Here is an 18052-nt window from a genome sequence, read left to right as displayed (position 1 = left end):
ATAATATGAAAAAAGAAATAGCTGAAAATTTCTGTAAGCAAAGTCTAATAAATTTAGTGTTTTTTATTATTTTATCTATAAAGACAATTATATTTATGAGTCTAATATGGTCATATAACGGATTAAGTTTAAAAAAATTTGAGTTGAATAAAGAGTTAATACTAGCTTATATGTTAATGATAATAATTATTATAGTTCCTTCTTTATATTTTAAAGGAAAAGGAGCATTAAAATATTTAATTACAATAGATATTCTATATTCAATATTGTTAGTTGCAGATATAGTATATTTCAGAGCTACACGAAATTTTTTAGGATTTAGAAACATATTTTTTAACGAGCTTACAGATCCAGCTAAAGCATTTAAGCTTAAATTTATATTGATAGATTTAATATTTTTAATAGATTTACCATTAGCCGTATTAGCTTTAAAGTTAAAGTCTATAAAAGTAACAAGAAGGTTTATAGTTATTCCGACAGTAATAATATTTATAAGCTTCATAACAGTTTATAATGTGCATCAAGAAGTAGATATTTTAGATAATACTAAAATTAATTTTATGGATATACAATGGAATCCAGCTGAAACTACGAAAAATACCCTGCCTTTAGGATTCCATGTTTTTGAAGGAATAAATACTTTTAAGAAGGTTACAAACAAACCAAATGAACAGGATTTTAAAAAAGTTGATAATTGGCTTAAGTGGAATAATGAAAATTTACCTGCTAATGAATATAAAGCTATGGCAGAAGGTAAGAATGTTATATTTGTACAATTTGAGTCCTTAGAAAACTTTGTTATAAATAAGAAGGTATATGGACAAGAAATAACACCTAATATTAATAGGTTAATTAAAGAAGGATTATATTTTTCTAATATATATGAACAAAATAATGGGGGGAATAGTGTAGATTGTGACTTTATGGTAAATACTTCTGTATTGCCATTAGGAGATAGCATAACATTTTTAACACATCCAGAAGGGAAGTACCCATCTCTTCCTAGAATTTTAAAAAAAGAAGGATATGATTTAAGTACAGCTCATGTAGTTTCATCTTCAGACTATAATTGGGCAGAAAATCATGTTAATGCTTTAGGTTTTGAAAATGTATGGGACAATTCAAAGTTTAATATTAAAGAAAAAGTGGGAGGCTATTATTCTGATAGAGAATATTTAGAACAATATACAGAAAAGCTAACAGAATTAAAAGAACCGTTTTACTCAATGGTAGCAACTGCAAGTAGTCATGGACCTTTTGAAACACAAGATGAATTTAAGTATTTAAATTTACCAAAAGAATTAAATGAAAATAGATTAGGAGAATATTTTCAAAGTATTCATTATACAGATGTTCAAATAGGTATGTTTGTAGAAAAGCTAGAAGCTTTAGGATTACTAGATAATACAGTAATAGTTTTATATGGAGATCATGGTGGGGTTCATAAATATTATAGTAGTATGATAGAAAATGCACCTTTAGAAGGTGATTTTTGGAAGGAAGATACAGAACAAATACCATTTGTAATCTACTCAAAGGGAGTTAAACCCAATGTTGTTGATAAAAATGGAGGGCAGGTAGATATAATGCCAACAGTACTGTATTTACTTGGGATAGACTATGAAAATCTAATGGGAAGAAACCTTTTAAATACAAATAGAAATGCTACTATAATGAATAATAGAGAACATAATAAAGTAATAAAGGGTGAACCTCAAAATGAGGAAGAAAGAATTAGACTAGAAGAAGCTTATGATATAGGTGAGATTATAATAAAAAATAGATATTATGAAAAAAGAGATTTTGTAGAATAGTTAAAAGATAAATATAGATAATTTAAGGGAAGTGTTTATACGCTTCCTTTTTTTGTACTAATTTCAATGAATTCGCATAGAAATAAAATATATAGCCTAATTTTAAAGATTTATCTAGATTTTAAATGAAAGGTGGGTGAATTCATAATATCTAATTAGAGGATATTATGGTTAAGTATGAAAGATTACACAATTAATAATTTAAGAAATGTTGGATTGATAGGACATATTGGATCAGGAAAAACTTCATTAGCTGAAGCATTATTATTTTATTCAGGAAGTAGTGATAGACTAGGTAAAGTTGAAGATGGAACTACTATTATGGATTTTGATCAAGAAGAAAAAAAGAGACAAATTTCAATATCAGTTTCTTTAGCTCCAGTTATATTTAAAGATACTAAGATTAATTTAGTTGATATTCCAGGGTATTTTGATTTTTATGGAGAACTGATTCAAGGTATGAGAGCTGTTGATGTTGCTACTATAGTTGTATGTGGAGCTTCAGGAGTACAAGTTGGTACTGAAAAAGCCTGGGAATATTGCAATAAGATTAAACTACCAAGAACATTTTTTATAAATAAGTTAGATAGAGAAAATTCAAACTTCGATAAAACATTAAGCGAACTAAAGGATAAGTTTGGCATGAGTGTAGTACCTATACAATATCCTATAGGTAAAGAAGATGACTTTAAAGGTGTAATCAATATTATTTCAAAAAAGGCTAGAATATATAATGAAAAAACTCACAAAATGGAAATAACAGATATTCCATCAGATTTACTAGATAAAGTAGAAGAATGTAAGCAAATGATTATGGAGGCAGTAGCAGAAACTGATGAAGAATTATTAGATAAATATTTTGGAGAAGGCGAACTTAGTGATGAGGAAATATATAGTGGACTAATCAAAGGATGTGCAGATGGAGAAATTGCACCTATAATGTGTGGAAGTGCTACTAAGCTTATAGGTATGGATTCTATTTTAGAAGATATAGTAGAATGTTTTCCATCACCAGAATATGCAATTCATCAAAAAGCAATTGACTTACAAAACGATGAAGAGGTTTTCGTAAATCTTACAGAAGATAAACCTTTTTCTGCATTAGTTTTTAAGACTATAGCAGATCCTTTTGTAGGTAAGATATCTTTATTTAGAGTAATTATAGGGGAACTTTCAAATGAAGTTTCTGTAATAAATAGTAATAAAAATAAAGTAGAAAAGTTATCTAATATATTCTTTTTAAGAGGTAAAAATCAAATACAAACTAATAAGGTAATAGCAGGAGATATAGCAGCAGTAGCAAAACTTCAATATACAGGAACAGGGGATACATTATGTGATACAAATAATAGAGTTATGTTTGATAATATGAATTTTCCTACACCAGTAATTTCTATGTCTGTAATGCCTAAAGCAAAAGGCGATGAAGATAAAATATCATATTCATTACAAAAATTATTAGAAGAAGATCCTACTTTTAATATGTATAGAGATACTGAAAATGCAGAAACAATAATTTGTGGTTTAGGAGAAGCTCATTTAGAAGTAATAGCTAGTAGATTAAAAAATAAATTTGGTGCTGAAGTTGTATTAAATATACCTAAAATACCATATAGAGAAACTATAAAAGGAGTTTCTGAAGTTCAAGGAAAACATAAAAAGCAATCAGGTGGACATGGACAATATGGAGATGTAAAAATAAAATTTGAGCATAGAGATGATGGTGGAGAAGAACTTGAATTTGTAGATAAAGTCGTTGGAGGAGCAGTTCCAAGAAACTTTATACCAGCAGTTGAAAAAGGCTTAAAAGATTGTATTGAAAAAGGTATTCTTGCAGGATATCCAGTTATTGGTTTAAGAGCAACATTATATGATGGCTCTTATCATCCTGTGGATTCTTCAGAAATGGCATTTAAAATGGCAACGTCAATAGCATATAAAAAAGGGTTAGAAATGGCAAAACCTATATTATTAGAACCTATTATGCATATAGAGGTAATAGTTCCTGATGAATATATGGGAGATGTTATTGGAGATATAAATAAAAAAAGAGGAAGGGTACTAGGAATGGAACTTGAGGGAAATCTTCAAAAGATAATAGGTGAAGTACCATTATCAGAAATGGCTAAATATGCTACAGATTTAAGATCAATGACTCAAGCAAGAGGAACATTTACAAGTACTTTAGAGAGATATGAAGAAGTACCCGCACCAGAAGCCAAAAAGATAATTGAAGAAAGTCAAAAAATATAGGTGTAAATTGAATAAATAAGTAGATTATGAGTAAAATATAAATAATTAATTATATTTTAATATAAAATATAAATTTTAGGAGGAAGACTATGCCAGATTATAAGATGGATATACAAGGAAATTTAACTCTTAGTGAATATAGTAATATCTTTGATTATATGGGTGTAGTAGATATGCACGATAGTTTTACGATAACCTTAAACAACACAAGTCAGCAAGATATCAATATGATTACATCAATGTTAAAAGATAGTGATTTCACTATAAGAGAGCAAGGTATTAATATAAGAGGTGATTATTACATTAATGCAAATAAGTTAAAATAATAAATTTAGCTACTAGCTATCAAAGCTGGTAGCTTTTTTAAGTAAAATAAAAGCTATATAATTAGATAAAATAATATTATAATAAAATAAATCATATAATTTTAAAAGGAGAAGTTTATGAGTAACAATAAAAATAATGGTTTAGCGATAGAATATGCATTAGGAGAAATTTTATGTAAAAATAAATTAACTATATCTACAGCGGAATCATGTACAGGTGGATTAGTTGCAGGAAAGTTAATTTCCTATCCAGGTATATCAGAAGTATTTAAAGAAGGGGCTATAACATATTCTAATGAGGCCAAAATGAAAAGATTAGGTGTAAAAGCTGAAACTTTAGAAAAGTTTGGTGCAGTAAGTGAAGAAACAGCAAAAGAAATGGCAGAGGGAATTGCAAGAGAAGCTGAAACAGATATATCTGTAGTTACTACAGGAATAGCAGGTCCAGGTGGTGGAACTAAAGAAAAACCAGTAGGACTAGTATATATAGGAATTCATATAAAAGGAAACACCAAGGTTGAAAAATTTAATTTTAATGGAAATAGAGAAGAAGTTAGAGAAGAAGCTGTGTTAAGTGCACTAAGCATGTTAAAAAATGAATTATCAAAAAGTAAGTAAAAGGGAAAATAATAATCCCTTTTAAACTAAATAGTATTAAAAGGGATTATCTTTGTATATAAATAAAATGGGGGAGAGGCGATTAACTGTGGAAGCTTACTCGCTTCATTTTTAAGTATGCCCATGGAAAAGGGAATATATACATAAAAATGACCTTAAAATAATGAAAGGAAGTACTTAAATGAAAAAAGTTTATAAAGCCAATTTATATTTTCTAATAATTTTATTATTAGAGATATTTATGCCAAAAATTTTACTACCTATCTATGATATATTAGGTGTTACAGATTTAAGAATTGCTTTAACGATGAATCATATTATATTCTTTTTAATTCCAGCAGTAATATATATAATAGTAACTAAATCATCAGTAAAAGAAACATTAAAATTAAATAAGTTGTATTTAAAAGATGCATTGCTAGTAATATTATTAGCATTTTTATGTCAACCAATAATGAGTTTTTTCTCTATAGTAACATCATTTTTCTTTAATAATAATATCGGAGCTTTTATAACACAAATAAATTCTACACCATATTTAATTATGTTATCATTAGTTGCATTGTTACCTGCCATTACAGAAGAAGTTACAATAAGAGGGATAGTCTTATCAGGATATGAACATAAAAATAAATATCTAGCTGCAATGATAACAGGATTATTTTTTGGAATTTTACATTTAGATCCACAACAATTTTTATATGCAACAGTATTAGGATTTATTTTAGCTTTAGTAGTAAGAATAACTAATAGTATATTTGCAGAATCAATTATACATTTTATAATTAATGGAACTTCTGTAACTATGTCTAAATTGATAAATACTATTCCACAATCAACAGAGATAATGAATGGAACAATGGATTTATCATTAAGAAGTTTACCATTTAATGATAAGTTAATTATGTTTGTAGTATATGGAGTGATAGCAATAATATTTTCAACTTTTGTATATCTAATATTAAAGAAGTTAGAAGAACTTAATATTAATAGAGGGATATTAAAAGAAGAAATAAAGTCAGATGTGATAAGATAAGAAAATATATTTAATATACCATTTTTCTTAATAATAGTAGTATATATAATTTTTATGCTTATAAGTATCTTATAGAATTTAATATGCAATTAATATGAAAAAGGAACTGTAGTAAATATAGAGAAATTTTATTTACTACAGTTCCTTAATTATAAATTAAGTATAATTAATTAAAGTATAAGTTAATTGCTTTTAGTTAAATTTGTTGAATCACTATATAGTATAGAAAAATCCTTAGAGTTTAACCACCCTCTACAGTTAATATCCGTATCTATAGGTAAATTAACATAATACCAAGTTTCAGAATTTAATTCAGCAGTATCTAAAAGTTGAACTTCCATTCTAATTGAAATGTTCTTTAAAATAGGTGAAGAAGTAGTAGGTGCTAAATAAAGATTAGTATTGATATTAGTTATACCTACCTTTGAATTTGGGCTAGAAAACTTAATAGTAGGAGTTTTTTCTATTCTATTAATAGATCGAGTTTTTACAGTATTTCTTTTTTTAGAAGCTATCATCAGTTGTTTTCTAGTTAAAGCTAGTTTGTAGTCATAATAAAAATACATAGCAATTATGCCTAATATTAAAATTATGAAGATAAAATATTTCACCATACAACTCCGTAAAAATTAATATACCTTATATTATATTAAACATTCTTATGGAAATTACATATATAATAGTATTATAGAAAGTTTTCAACATAAAAATATTAATTAAAGACATTTTATAGGAGTGCGATATGGTAGATCTTTTTAGTTTAGGGCCAGATCAATTAATAGTAGTAGCTGCCTTTATTGCAGCTGACATAGCGCAGGGACTAACTAGTGAACAACAAGAAATAGTTGCATGGTTATTTGAAGCTATTGGACAAAATTTATCTGTTTTTGGAGCTGTTGAGGCATTAAGACAAAGTAATACTCAAGATGATGATAGCGGAATAATAAAGTAGTAGAAATTTTTTTATATTAGATATAATAAATTAAAACTAATTTCAACAAAATGTTTGACTTTTAGTTAAAATTTATGTAAAATAAATATTGTTAAGGCTCGATAGCTCAGTCGGTAGAGCAGAGGACTGAAAATCCTCGTGTCCCTGGTTCGATTCCTGGTCGAGCCACCAGGAAACCAACTAATTTTAAATTAGTTGGTTTTTTTTTGTTACTTAATAATAATTAATAACAGAGTTCATACATATATTAAGATTAACTTAACATAATATAAGCGACATAATAAGATTTTTAAAAATATATTAAAAAGTAAAAAATAACTCTTTACAAGGTTAATAAAAAGGTGTAGTCTAGAAGTATAGAAAATATATTAATTTAGTCATTTTTAAGAATTGTTTAAGAAATAATTAAGAAGTTTTATTTATTATATAAAGTATAAGTATTAAATTTATTAGGGGCGTGGTTAATTATGTTAGAAAAGATAAGTTTATCAGATGAAGAATATGATTATCTAGCTAAAGGGATAGCTATTGGTGTGGGAATTGGGATTTTTGTAGGAGTTCTAATGGGTGATGTTATTTTAGGATTTTCAGCTGGTGGAGTACTAGGGATTTTAGGAGCTGGAATACACTTTTTAGTAAAGAAAGCTAAAAAGGGACATAAAAAAGAACTAATATAATTATTTAAGTATAAAAGCGTTCAATAATTTAAATATAAAAAGGTATGCATTATAAAGATGAACTATCTAATTGATAAGGTAAAGTTCAAGGTGCATACCTTTTATTTATTTAAACATTATCTATTTGCCAATCTATAGGTTCTTTTCCTATATCCTTTAAAATTTCATTTGTTTTAGAAAAATGCTTATTTCCAAAGAAGCCTCTTGAGGCTGATAATGGACTTGGGTGTGGAGAAGTAAGTATGTAATGAATTTTATTAGTTATTAATGAGGATTTTTTAATCGCAGGATTTCCCCAAAGTATAAAAACTATAGGAGTATCTTTTTCATTAAGTAAACTTATAATTTTATCAGTGAAAATCTCCCAACCCATATTTTTATGAGAATTAGCCTCATGATCTCTTACAGTTAATACCGTATTTAATAGTAATATACCTTGATCAGCCCATTTCTTTAAATATCCATTGTTAGGTATATAGCACCCTAAATCAGAATGAAGCTCTTTATAAATATTTAATAAAGAAGGGGGAATCCTGACTCCTTTATTAACGGAAAAGCTAAGTCCGTGAGCTTGATTTGGACCATGATAAGGATCTTGGCCAATAATAACTACCTTAACATCTTTATAAGGAGTAAATTTTAAAGCATTAAATATATCATACATAGTAGGATATATAGTTTTTGTATTATATTCAGAAATTAGGAACTTTCTTAAATTTTGATAATAATCCTTTTGAAATTCAGGCTCTAATAGTTCTTGCCAGTCATTATCTAAAATTTTCTTCATATTCTCACCTCGAAATAATTATAACATAACCATAAATAAAGTATTTCTAATAAGCATAATAATATACTAATTGAATATTTAGAGTATATTATTAGTATAAAATAGTAAAATTATCCTATAATTGCATAAAAACAGGCAGAAACGTAACCACGAATATCAGTAATAGTAATATTAATGTATTTTAAGTAAACAATAGAATTTTTATGTTAATTATGAATAAAACAGGAATTATAAGATATAATAATAAAAGAATATGATAATATAAAATACGTTGTTAGCGCAAAACACAACACGGAATAAGGTGTTGACAGTATTTGCGACTGATGATAAGATAAACGAGTCACTTTTGAGAAATCAAAAAACAACTTAAAAAAAGTTGTTGACAAGAAATTTTAAGAGTGATAAGATAAACGAGTCGCTTGAGGGCGACGAAGAAAATGGTCTTTGAAAATTGAACAGAATAAAAGTTAAGTAATAACCAGCAATTCTTTTGAAAGTCTTAAAACAAAGACTCAAAGTAATTTGAGCACAGATTAAACTTTTTAGTGAGAGTTTGATCCTGGCTCAGGACGAACGCTGGCGGCGTGCCTAACACATGCAAGTCGAGCGAGGAGAGTTCCTTCGGGAACAAACCTAGCGGCGGACGGGTGAGTAACACGTGGGCAACCTGCCTTGTAGAGGGGAATAGCCTTCCGAAAGGAAGATTAATACCGCATAATATTGCAGCTTCGCATGGAGCAGTAATTAAAGGAGCAATCCGCTACAAGATGGGCCCGCGGCGCATTAGCTAGTTGGTGAGGTAACGGCTCACCAAGGCGACGATGCGTAGCCGACCTGAGAGGGTGATCGGCCACATTGGGACTGAGACACGGCCCAGACTCCTACGGGAGGCAGCAGTGGGGAATATTGCACAATGGGGGAAACCCTGATGCAGCAACGCCGCGTGAGTGATGAAGGTTTTCGGATCGTAAAGCTCTGTCTTCAGGGACGATAATGACGGTACCTGAGGAGGAAGCCACGGCTAACTACGTGCCAGCAGCCGCGGTAATACGTAGGTGGCGAGCGTTGTCCGGATTTACTGGGCGTAAAGGGAGCGTAGGCGGACTTTTAAGTGAGATGTGAAATACCCGGGCTCAACTTGGGTGCTGCATTTCAAACTGGAAGTCTAGAGTGCAGGAGAGGAGAGTGGAATTCCTAGTGTAGCGGTGAAATGCGTAGAGATTAGGAAGAACACCAGTGGCGAAGGCGACTCTCTGGACTGTAACTGACGCTGAGGCTCGAAAGCGTGGGGAGCAAACAGGATTAGATACCCTGGTAGTCCACGCCGTAAACGATGGATACTAGGTGTGGGAGGTATCAACTCCTTCCGTGCCGCCGTTAACACATTAAGTATCCCGCCTGGGGAGTACGGTCGCAAGATTAAAACTCAAAGGAATTGACGGGGGCCCGCACAAGCAGCGGAGCATGTGGTTTAATTCGAAGCAACGCGAAGAACCTTACCTAGACTTGACATCTCCTGCATTACTCTTAATCGAGGAAGTCTCTTCGGAGACAGGATGACAGGTGGTGCATGGTTGTCGTCAGCTCGTGTCGTGAGATGTTGGGTTAAGTCCCGCAACGAGCGCAACCCTTATTGTTAGTTGCTACCATTTAGTTGAGCACTCTAGCGAGACTGCCCGGGTTAACCGGGAGGAAGGTGGGGATGACGTCAAATCATCATGCCCCTTATGTCTAGGGCTACACACGTGCTACAATGGCAAGTACAACGAGATGCAATACCGCGAGGTGGAGCTAAACTATAAAACTTGTCTCAGTTCGGATTGTAGGCTGAAACTCGCCTACATGAAGCTGGAGTTGCTAGTAATCGCGAATCAGCATGTCGCGGTGAATACGTTCCCGGGCCTTGTACACACCGCCCGTCACACCATGAGAGTTGGCAATACCCAAAGTTCGTGAGCTAACCGCAAGGAGGCAGCGACCTAAGGTAGGGTCAGCGATTGGGGTGAAGTCGTAACAAGGTAGCCGTAGGAGAACCTGCGGCTGGATCACCTCCTTTCTATGGAGAAATCTAGTTAACAAGATGATTAACTAGTATATTTCAAAAGAAGAGTTATCTTAACTTCTGTTCAATTTTGAAGGACCAAAATCCTTCAAAATTTTGTTCTTTGAAAATTGCACATGAATTAAAACAACTTTATTAACAAATGTTAATTGAGAAGTGACAACAAGCCAAGAAAAATATTCTTTGTGATATAAATTGACTCTTTGTAAAAAGAGAACCGTAAAGGTCAAGCTACAAAGGGCGCATGGTGAATGCCTTGGCATCAGGAGCCGATGAAGGACGTGATAAGCTGCGATAAGCTTCGGGTAGGCGCACATAGCCAGTGATCCGGAGATTTCCGAATGAGGGAACTCACATGGGAAACCCCATGTATCCTGTAATGAATAAATAGTTACAGGAAGGTAAACCTAGGGAACTGAAACATCTAAGTACCTAGAGGAAGAGAAAGAAAAATCGATTTTCTGAGTAGCGGCGAGCGAAAGGGAAAGAGCCCAAACTAGAGATTTATCTCTGGGGTTGCGGACAGAACATTAAATAAACTAATTTGTAACCGAAAATAACTGGAAAGTTAGGCCATAGAGTGTAATAGCCACGTAGGTAAAACAGAAAGGTTTAGAGTTCTGATCCAGAGTACCACGAGACACGTGAAACCTTGTGGGAAGCAGGGAGGACCACCTCCCAAGGCTAAATACTACCTGATGACCGATAGTGAAGCAGTACCGTGAGGGAAAGGTGAAAAGAACCCCGGGAGGGGAGTGAAATAGAACCTGAAACCGTGTGCCTACAACCGGTCAGAGCACCATATGAGTGTGATGACGTGCTTTTTGTAGAACGAGCCAACGAGTTACGGTATGTAGCAAGGTTAAGTACTTAAGGTACGGAGCCGAAGGGAAACCGAGTCTTAATAGGGCGACTAGTTGCATGCCGTAGACCCGAAACCGGGTGACCTATCCATGGCCAGGTTGAAGCGGGGGTAAAACCCCGTGGAGGACCGAACCACGTTGCTGTTGAAAAAGCATGGGATGAGCTGTGGATAGCGGAGAAATTCCAATCGAACTCGGAGATAGCTGGTTCTCCTCGAAATAGCTTTAGGGCTAGCGTCGGATATGAGTAATGGAGGTAGAGCACTGAATGGGCTAGGGGGCGTATCGCTTACCGAACCTTATCAAACTCCGAATGCCATATACTATTAGTCCGGCAGTCAGACTACGAATGATAAGATCCGTGGTCAAAAGGGAAAAAGCCCAGATCGTCAGCTAAGGTCCCAAAGTGTAAGTTAAGTGGAAAAGGATGTGGGATTTCTAAGACAACTAGGATGTTGGCTTAGAAGCAGCCACTCATTGAAAGAGTGCGTAATAGCTCACTAGTCGAGAGATCCTGCGCCGAAAATGTCCGGGGCTCAAACTTACCACCGAAGCTACGGGCTCATCGTAAGATGAGCGGTAGAGGAGCGTCGTAATCGGGCTGAAGTCGTACCGTAAGGAGCGGTGGACTGATTACGAGTGAGAATGTTGGCATTAGTAGCGAGATGTGAGTGAGAATCTCACAGGTCGAAAATCTAAGGTTTCCTGGGGAAGGCTCGTCCGCCCAGGGTTAGTCGGGACCTAAGCCGAGGCCGATAGGCGTAGGCGATGGACAATCGGTTGATATTCCGATACCACTACAATCGTTATTATCGATGGTGTGACGGAGAAGGATAGGATGTGCTAGCGATTGGAAATGCTAGTCTAAGCGTTTAGGGAGTTGAAACAGGCAAATCCGTTTCAACAATTCTGAGGCGTGATGGGGAAGGCCAAAAGGCTGAAGTATCTGATTCCATGCTTCCAAGAAAAGCATCTAGAGAGAGAAGTAGTGCCCGTACCGCAAACCGACACAGGTAGATGAGGAGAGAATCCTAAGACCAGCGGAAGAATTGCAGTTAAGGAACTAGGCAAATTGACCCCGTAAGTTAGCGAGAAGGGGTGCCTACGAGAGTAGGCCGCAGAGAATAGGCCCAAGCAACTGTTTAGCAAAAACACAGGTCTCTGCTAAAGCGCAAGCTGATGTATAGGGGCTGACGCCTGCCCGGTGCTGGAAGGTTAAGGGGAACACTTAGCGCAAGCGAAGGTGTGAACTTAAGCCCCAGTAAACGGCGGCCGTAACTATAACGGTCCTAAGGTAGCGAAATTCCTTGTCAGGTAAGTTCTGACCCGCACGAATGGCGTAATGACTTGGGCACTGTCTCAACTGCAAATCCGGCGAAGTTGTAGTGCGAGTGAAGATGCTCGCTACCCGCGATTGGACGGAAAGACCCCGTAGAGCTTTACTGTAGCTTAGCATTGAATTCCGATATTGTCTGTACAGGATAGGTGGGAGACTGGGAAACTAGGGCGTCAGCCTTGGTGGAGTCATCCTTGGGATACCACCCTGACAGTATTGGGGTTCTAACCGGACGCCATGAATCTGGTGACGGGACATTGTTAGGTGGGCAGTTTGACTGGGGCGGTCGCCTCCTAAAAAGTAACGGAGGCGCCCAAAGGTTCCCTCAGAACGGTCGGAAATCGTTCGAAGAGTGCAAAGGCAGAAGGGAGCCTGACTGCGACACCCACAAGTGGAGCAGGGACGAAAGTCGGGCTTAGTGATCCGGTGGTACCTCGTGGGAGGGCCATCGCTCAACGGATAAAAGCTACCTCGGGGATAACAGGCTGATCTCCCCCAAGAGTCCACATCGACGGGGAGGTTTGGCACCTCGATGTCGGCTCGTCGCATCCTGGGGCTGTAGTAGGTCCCAAGGGTTGGGCTGTTCGCCCATTAAAGCGGCACGCGAGCTGGGTTCAGAACGTCGTGAGACAGTTCGGTCCCTATCCGTCGCGGGCGTAGGAAATTTGAGAGGAGCTGTCCTTAGTACGAGAGGACCGGGATGGACTGACCTCTGGTGCACCAGTTGTTCTGCCAAGAGCATGGCTGGGTAGCTAAGTCGGGAAGGGATAAACGCTGAAAGCATCTAAGCGTGAAGCCCCCCTCAAGATGAGATTTCCCATAGCATAAGCTAGTAAGACCCCTTGAAGAACACAAGGTTGATAGGTCAGAGGTGTAAGTGTGGTAACATATTTAGCTGACTGATACTAATAGGTCGAGGGCTTGACCAATAACGAAATGGCAAAAATTCATGTGCAATTTTCAGAGAATATCTGAAAAGGTAACTTAGCTATGCTAAGTGCTTTACACCAACCAAATCATAGATTTGGGGTGACAATGAATCTGGTGATGATGGCGTAGAGGAAACACTCCTTCCCATTCCGAACAGGAAAGTTAAGCTCTACAGCGTCGATGGTACTGCATGGGAGACTGTGTGGGAGAGTAGAACGTTGCCAGGTAATGTGGCTCGATAGCTCAGTCGGTAGAGCAGAGGACTGAAAATCCTCGTGTCCCTGGTTCGATTCCTGGTCGAGCCACCAGGAAACCAACTAATTTTAAATTAGTTGGTTTTTTTATTTTTATAAAAATAAAAAGAAGTAAGACTATAAAAATCCTACTTCCTTATAAAATATGTTCTTATAAACGTAATTCGTCAATTACAGCTTCTATATGTCCTTTAACCTTAACTTTTCTAAATTCTTTAATTAAAACGCCATCTTCATTAATTATGAAAGTACTTCTTTCAATTCCTAAGACTTTTTTTCCAAACATATTTTTTTCTTTAATTACATCATAAAGAGCACAAACAGTTTTTTCTTCATCACTTAATAAAATAAATGGTAAATTAAATTTTGTTATAAATTTATTATGAGAAGTTAAAGAATCTTTACTTATACCAATAACTATAGCGTTTAGATCATGTATTTCGTTTGTATGATCTCTAAAGTCACAAGCTTCGGTTGTACAACCAGGAGTATTGTCTTTTGGGTAGAAATATAATATTACCTTCTTACCTTTATAATGACTTAACTTATGTTCATTTCCGTCAGATCCCATAAGAGTGAAATCTGGTGCTAGTTTACCTACTTCTAACATTGTAAACCTCCTAATATTTTTATTTAATAACAAATTATAAATAAAATTCGTATTTAAGTAAACATTATTATTGTTTACTTTATTTTATTATAATACTATAGATAATTATTATCAATAAGAATAATTATAGGTAAATTTAAATTTTATTCTAAATATAATATACATTATTTCCAATTCTGATATAATAAAAAGTATCAACTATAATAAAAATAAAGGAGACTTTTATAAATGCAAGATAAGATTTTAGCAACAGTAGCTGGAAAAGATATTAAAACTTCAGACTTACAAAAATTAGTTATGAGATATCCAGAAGAAAAAAGAGGATATTTCCAAACAGAGCAAGCAATGAAGCAATTATTAGAACAAGTTATAGCTTTTGAATTAATGGCACAATTAGGTGAAGAATTAAAGCTAAATACTACTGAAGAATATAAAGCTAATGTAGCTCAAGCTGAAAAAGATATATTAACTCAAATAACAATGAATAAGGTATTATCAGAAATAACTGTTACTGATAAAGAAGCTTTAGATTTTTATAACGAAAATAAAAATATGTTTGTAGAACAACCTACAGTATCAGCTAAACATATATTAGTTGATTCAAAGGAAACTTGTGACCAAATCAAGAAAGAAATTGAAGCTGGAGAACTTACTTTTGAAGAAGCAGCTAATAAGTATTCAAGTTGCCCATCTAAAGAACAAGGTGGTAGCTTAGGTGCATTTGGTAGAGGAATGATGGTTCCAGAATTTGAAGAAGCAGCATTCAATTTAGAAATTGGCGTTGTAAGTGAACCAGTACAAACACAATTCGGATATCATTTAATCAAGGTTGAAGGAAAATCAGAAGAAAAGTCAGTGGAATTTGAAAATGTAAAAGATCAAATAGTAAATAACTTAATTCAAGAAAGACAACAAAGAAAGTATTTAGATGTTGTTAAGGAATTAGAAGGCAAATATGGAGTTACTAGAAAATAGTAATATATAATAGAAGTTTTATTTACTTAATATAAATATTATAATTTAAAGCTAAAAACCCTCTTAGTTTTCTACTAAGAGGGTTTTTACTATAATAGTTCAGTATAATCATATATATATTTATCAGCTAAGCTAATAAGGTCTTCTTTTTGGTTTTCTGATGATTTATCATATATTGCAACTACTTTCATTCCAGCTAATTTAGCTCCATTAACAGCTTGAACAATATCTTCAAAAACAATGCAATCTTTAGGAGATATATTTAGTTTTTCAGCTGCAAGTAAATATATATCAGGATTAGCTTTACTTTTCTTTACTTCATCAGTAACAGTTATAGCATCGAAGTAATCATATAGATTATTATTTTTTAATGTAGCTTCTAATAATGGTAAGGAATTACTTGTAGCAAGTCCTATTTTTATATTATTTTCTTTTAATTTATTAAAAAATTCCAATACACCTTTTTTTAATTTTATTTTGTTAGAATAATAATCTAAAGCCATGACATTCCAGCAATTAATTATTTCATCAACAGAATCTTCTATTGAAAACCTATTTTTAAAATATAGAGCTGTATCATTAAAGCTTAGATGGCTTATCTCATCCTTAATACCATCAGGAACCTTATGGCCTTTACTTGAAAGATAGTCTATATCAATTTGTTCCCAAACCCACATAGAGTCTACTAGTGTTCCATCTAAATCAAAAATTGCTGCTTTTATATTATGCATTATTACCATCACCTCTATTGCTTATTTAAATTAATATTATAACAAATTAAAAAAAATAATCAACGAAATAGCATTTTTATAATAGTATATTAATATAAAAGAAAAAGGCTGCTAAAAAGCAGCGATTATTAGAATTCACGTTCGAGAATACTAATTTTTTCAGGATTTTTAAAGTCATCTAATGAAGTTATATTTAATTTTTCTAATACATTATCTAAGATGGCACTATGAGTCGCTATTTTTATAGAGGAATCATATGCAAATTGGTCTACTGCTTTCTTTCCTTCTTCTTTAGGAACTAGGATTTTAGGACCACCAACGCAACCACCAATACAACCCATACCTTCTATAAAGTTTGCATCTAATTCGCCGTTTTGAGCTTTTTCTAGAATTTCTTTGCAGTTTTTAACACCTTCAGCTTGCGCAGCCTTAAAAAGTTTGAATTTTTCAGGATAGAGTTCTTCTACTGCTTCAGATATTGCTATTGACACTCCGCCAGTACGTGCATATAATCTACCACCACGTGAAGCGTATTCAATGGATGGGGTTTCATCTAAGGTGGATGGATTAACAGACAAGGCATCAAAAATTTCTTTTAATTCTTGAAAGGTAAGAACAAAATCTATTGCACCTACTAAATCTTTATCTTTAGCTTCGGATTTTTTAGCAATACAAGGTCCTATAAAGACTACTTTAGCATCTTGATTTAATGTTTTAATAACTCTACCAGCAGCAATCATTGGAGATACAGATGGAGAGAGGTCTTTAACTAATGATTTATATACTTTTTTTAACATTCCTACCCACATAGGACAACAACATGAGGTAATCATTAAATCAGAAGAGGTATGCACATGGTTATTGAATTCAACAGCTTCTTTTATAGTTAGCATGTCAGCGGCAAAAGCTACTTCAATCATATCGGTAAAACCGATTTTTTTTAGAGCTGTTCTCATTTGATCCATAGTTGTATTTGGACCCCATTGGCCACTTATAGCAGGTGCTACAGCAGCTATTACTGTTTTGTTGTTTTTTATTAGTTCCATTACAGGTAAGAATTCAACTTTATCTATAAAGTTACCATCTTCACAGGCATCGATACAAAGTCCACAGTCTATGCAACGTTCAGAATCTATTATTTTGGAGTTAGTTTCTTTATCATCAATTATAGCATCGAAGGGACAAGAACGTTGACATTTAGATATTCCACCTTCAGTTTCAGCACAATTTCCAGAGCATTTCTGTAGTTTTTCAACTATTTTTTGATGAACATTGTAATTAGTAATAGCTTTTTTCAAATTATAAATGTAATTTTCATCATATTTAACATTAGATCCACATAATGATGAAATTATAGAAAACGTTTCCTTGACACTTTTTTCAGATGTAGATAGTATATTTTTAAGTGTTTCGTCAAAGTTACCGTCATAATAAGATTTTACAAGTTCTTTAAATAAAGTATTATATTTTTTATTCATTGTATACCTCCAAGAAAAAATTACAAACATAAGTAAATTTTAATATACAATTAGTATCTATATTTTTATTAAATAATATTACTTAATTTATAAATTTAGAAGGGGAGATAGATATGCCACTATTAGTATTTTTTATTTATATTGCAATTATCCCTATAGTATTGTCTATTTTTAAGGCTATTGGTGTGGAAGAGAGATTTACAGAAGGGGAGGAATATATAGAAAACAATTTTAACAAATAAAAAAAGCTAGGTAAATTCTTACCTAGCTTTTGGTCGGGGTGACAGGGATTGAACCTGCGACCTCATGGTCCCAAACCACGCGCGCTCCCATCTGCGCCACACCCCGTA

The 18052-nt window shown here is 33.6% G+C and carries 13 protein-coding genes, 3 tRNA genes, 3 rRNA genes and 1 pseudogene; 14 read left to right on the top strand and 6 right to left on the bottom strand.

The genetic code is table 11. From position 1 onward, the window contains the following. Window positions 1-5 precede the first annotated feature (5 nt). The 5 genes and pseudogenes from BTM21_RS12735 (at window position 6) to BTM21_RS12715 (ending at window position 6047) form a co-directional block, all read left to right on the top strand. A complete protein-coding gene (locus BTM21_RS12735) occupies window positions 6-1814 on the top strand; it encodes an LTA synthase family protein (protein WP_079481703.1) in 1809 nt (602 codons plus the stop codon). 177 nt (window positions 1815-1991) lie between these two features. Continuing rightward, window positions 1992-4067 carry an elongation factor G gene (fusA, locus tag BTM21_RS12730; RefSeq protein WP_021877013.1) on the top strand — a complete coding sequence of 692 codons (2076 nt, stop codon included), beginning with the start codon at window positions 1992-1994 and terminating at the stop codon, window positions 4065-4067. An 89-nt stretch (window positions 4068-4156) separates the two neighbouring features. Next, complete coding sequence (locus tag BTM21_RS12725; protein WP_021877014.1) at window positions 4157-4393, top strand: hypothetical protein; 237 nt, start codon at window positions 4157-4159, stop codon at window positions 4391-4393. 141 nt (window positions 4394-4534) lie between these two features. Continuing rightward, window positions 4535-5011 (top strand): annotated as a pseudogene (locus BTM21_RS12720) (CinA family protein); the annotation flags it as partial. Between the two features lie 181 nt (window positions 5012-5192). Next, entirely contained in the window at window positions 5193-6047 is an 855-nt protein-coding gene (locus BTM21_RS12715) for a CPBP family intramembrane glutamic endopeptidase (RefSeq protein WP_242969951.1), read from the top strand. Window positions 6048-6229: 182 nt separating this feature from the next. On the opposite strand, the gene BTM21_RS12710 is transcribed toward BTM21_RS12715, so the two are convergent. Next, window positions 6230-6661 carry a hypothetical protein gene (locus tag BTM21_RS12710; protein WP_021877017.1) on the bottom strand — a complete coding sequence of 144 codons (432 nt, stop codon included), beginning with the start codon at window positions 6659-6661 and terminating at the stop codon, window positions 6230-6232. Between the two features lie 128 nt (window positions 6662-6789). Here BTM21_RS12710 and BTM21_RS12705 point away from each other — a divergent pair, with 128 nt between their 5' ends. The 3 genes from BTM21_RS12705 to BTM21_RS12695 all read left to right on the top strand — a co-directional run bounded on the left by BTM21_RS12705 (window position 6790) and on the right by BTM21_RS12695 (window position 7676). Beyond that, complete coding sequence (locus BTM21_RS12705) at window positions 6790-6999, top strand: hypothetical protein (protein WP_021877018.1); 210 nt, start codon at window positions 6790-6792, stop codon at window positions 6997-6999. A gap of 95 nt (window positions 7000-7094) precedes the next feature. Next, window positions 7095-7170 (top strand) — tRNA-Phe (locus tag BTM21_RS12700). Between the two features lie 296 nt (window positions 7171-7466). Then, window positions 7467-7676: a hypothetical protein gene (locus BTM21_RS12695; RefSeq protein ID WP_021877019.1), complete on the top strand. Its 210-nt coding sequence runs from the start codon at window positions 7467-7469 to the stop codon at window positions 7674-7676. A 109-nt stretch (window positions 7677-7785) separates the two neighbouring features. Here the strand turns inward: BTM21_RS12695 and BTM21_RS12690 are convergent, their stop codons facing one another. Beyond that, complete coding sequence (locus tag BTM21_RS12690) at window positions 7786-8463, bottom strand: uracil-DNA glycosylase (RefSeq protein WP_021877020.1); 678 nt, start codon at window positions 8461-8463, stop codon at window positions 7786-7788. A 541-nt stretch (window positions 8464-9004) separates the two neighbouring features. Between BTM21_RS12690 and BTM21_RS12685 the strand changes: the two genes are divergently transcribed. The 4 genes from BTM21_RS12685 (at window position 9005) to BTM21_RS12670 (ending at window position 13962) form a co-directional block, all read left to right on the top strand. Beyond that, window positions 9005-10519 (top strand): 16S ribosomal RNA (locus BTM21_RS12685). A 230-nt stretch (window positions 10520-10749) separates the two neighbouring features. Further along, window positions 10750-13653 (top strand): 23S ribosomal RNA (locus tag BTM21_RS12680). Between the two features lie 111 nt (window positions 13654-13764). After that, window positions 13765-13881: ribosomal RNA gene (gene rrf / locus BTM21_RS12675) — 5S ribosomal RNA — on the top strand. Together the 16S, 23S and 5S rRNA genes with 1 tRNA gene alongside form the textbook arrangement of a ribosomal RNA operon. Before the next feature lie 5 nt (window positions 13882-13886). Continuing rightward, window positions 13887-13962, top strand: a tRNA-Phe gene (locus tag BTM21_RS12670). A gap of 97 nt (window positions 13963-14059) precedes the next feature. Here the strand turns inward: BTM21_RS12670 and bcp are convergent. Continuing rightward, window positions 14060-14518, bottom strand: coding sequence for a thioredoxin-dependent thiol peroxidase (bcp, locus tag BTM21_RS12665; RefSeq protein WP_021874650.1), 459 nt, complete (start codon window positions 14516-14518; stop codon window positions 14060-14062). A 228-nt stretch (window positions 14519-14746) separates the two neighbouring features. Between bcp and BTM21_RS12660 the strand changes: the two genes are divergently transcribed. Beyond that, window positions 14747-15493, top strand: a complete 747-nt coding sequence (locus BTM21_RS12660) for a peptidylprolyl isomerase (RefSeq protein ID WP_021874649.1) — start codon at window positions 14747-14749, stop codon at window positions 15491-15493. Between the two features lie 89 nt (window positions 15494-15582). Here BTM21_RS12660 and BTM21_RS12655 read toward each other — a convergent pair whose 3' ends face one another. Both BTM21_RS12655 and BTM21_RS12650 read right to left on the bottom strand, forming a co-directional pair. After that, window positions 15583-16227 carry an HAD family hydrolase gene (locus BTM21_RS12655; RefSeq protein ID WP_079481899.1) on the bottom strand — a complete coding sequence of 215 codons (645 nt, stop codon included), beginning with the start codon at window positions 16225-16227 and terminating at the stop codon, window positions 15583-15585. A gap of 125 nt (window positions 16228-16352) precedes the next feature. Beyond that, the gene (locus tag BTM21_RS12650; protein WP_021874647.1) at window positions 16353-17702 is read right to left on the bottom strand and encodes a [Fe-Fe] hydrogenase large subunit C-terminal domain-containing protein; all 1350 of its coding nucleotides are present in this window, start codon (window positions 17700-17702) and stop codon (window positions 16353-16355) included. A 113-nt stretch (window positions 17703-17815) separates the two neighbouring features. Between BTM21_RS12650 and BTM21_RS14100 the strand changes: the two genes are divergently transcribed. Continuing rightward, a complete protein-coding gene (locus BTM21_RS14100) occupies window positions 17816-17944 on the top strand; it encodes a hypothetical protein (RefSeq protein WP_021874646.1) in 129 nt (42 codons plus the stop codon). A gap of 30 nt (window positions 17945-17974) precedes the next feature. Here the strand turns inward: BTM21_RS14100 and BTM21_RS12645 are convergent. Further along, window positions 17975-18050, bottom strand: a tRNA-Pro gene (locus BTM21_RS12645). Window positions 18051-18052: the final 2 nt, after the last annotated feature.

Origin of the sequence: Clostridium chauvoei (assembly GCF_002327185.1) — a bacterium.
Taxonomy (GTDB): domain Bacteria; phylum Bacillota; class Clostridia; order Clostridiales; family Clostridiaceae; genus Clostridium; species Clostridium chauvoei.
This window is presented reverse-complemented; position numbering and strand designations above follow the sequence as displayed.

Excerpts from the sequence above, each read along its gene's own strand:
- BTM21_RS12705 (WP_021877018.1), top strand. The coding sequence starts at position 6,790 with ATGGTAGATCTTTTTAGTTTAGGGCCAGATCAATTAATAGTAGTAGCT.
- BTM21_RS14100 (WP_021874646.1), top strand. The coding sequence starts at position 17,816 with ATGCCACTATTAGTATTTTTTATTTATATTGCAATTATCCCTATAGTA.
- BTM21_RS12660 (WP_021874649.1), top strand. The coding sequence starts at position 14,747 with ATGCAAGATAAGATTTTAGCAACAGTAGCTGGAAAAGATATTAAAACT.
- BTM21_RS12695 (WP_021877019.1), top strand. The coding sequence starts at position 7,467 with ATGTTAGAAAAGATAAGTTTATCAGATGAAGAATATGATTATCTAGCT.
- fusA (WP_021877013.1), top strand. The coding sequence starts at position 1,992 with ATGAAAGATTACACAATTAATAATTTAAGAAATGTTGGATTGATAGGA.
- BTM21_RS12690 (WP_021877020.1), bottom strand. The coding sequence starts at position 8,463 with ATGAAGAAAATTTTAGATAATGACTGGCAAGAACTATTAGAGCCTGAA.
- bcp (WP_021874650.1), bottom strand. The coding sequence starts at position 14,518 with ATGTTAGAAGTAGGTAAACTAGCACCAGATTTCACTCTTATGGGATCT.
- BTM21_RS12715 (WP_242969951.1), top strand. The coding sequence starts at position 5,193 with ATGAAAAAAGTTTATAAAGCCAATTTATATTTTCTAATAATTTTATTA.
- BTM21_RS12650 (WP_021874647.1), bottom strand. The coding sequence starts at position 17,702 with ATGAATAAAAAATATAATACTTTATTTAAAGAACTTGTAAAATCTTAT.
- BTM21_RS12735 (WP_079481703.1), top strand. The coding sequence starts at position 6 with ATGAAAAAAGAAATAGCTGAAAATTTCTGTAAGCAAAGTCTAATAAAT.
- BTM21_RS12710 (WP_021877017.1), bottom strand. The coding sequence starts at position 6,661 with ATGGTGAAATATTTTATCTTCATAATTTTAATATTAGGCATAATTGCT.
- BTM21_RS12725 (WP_021877014.1), top strand. The coding sequence starts at position 4,157 with ATGCCAGATTATAAGATGGATATACAAGGAAATTTAACTCTTAGTGAA.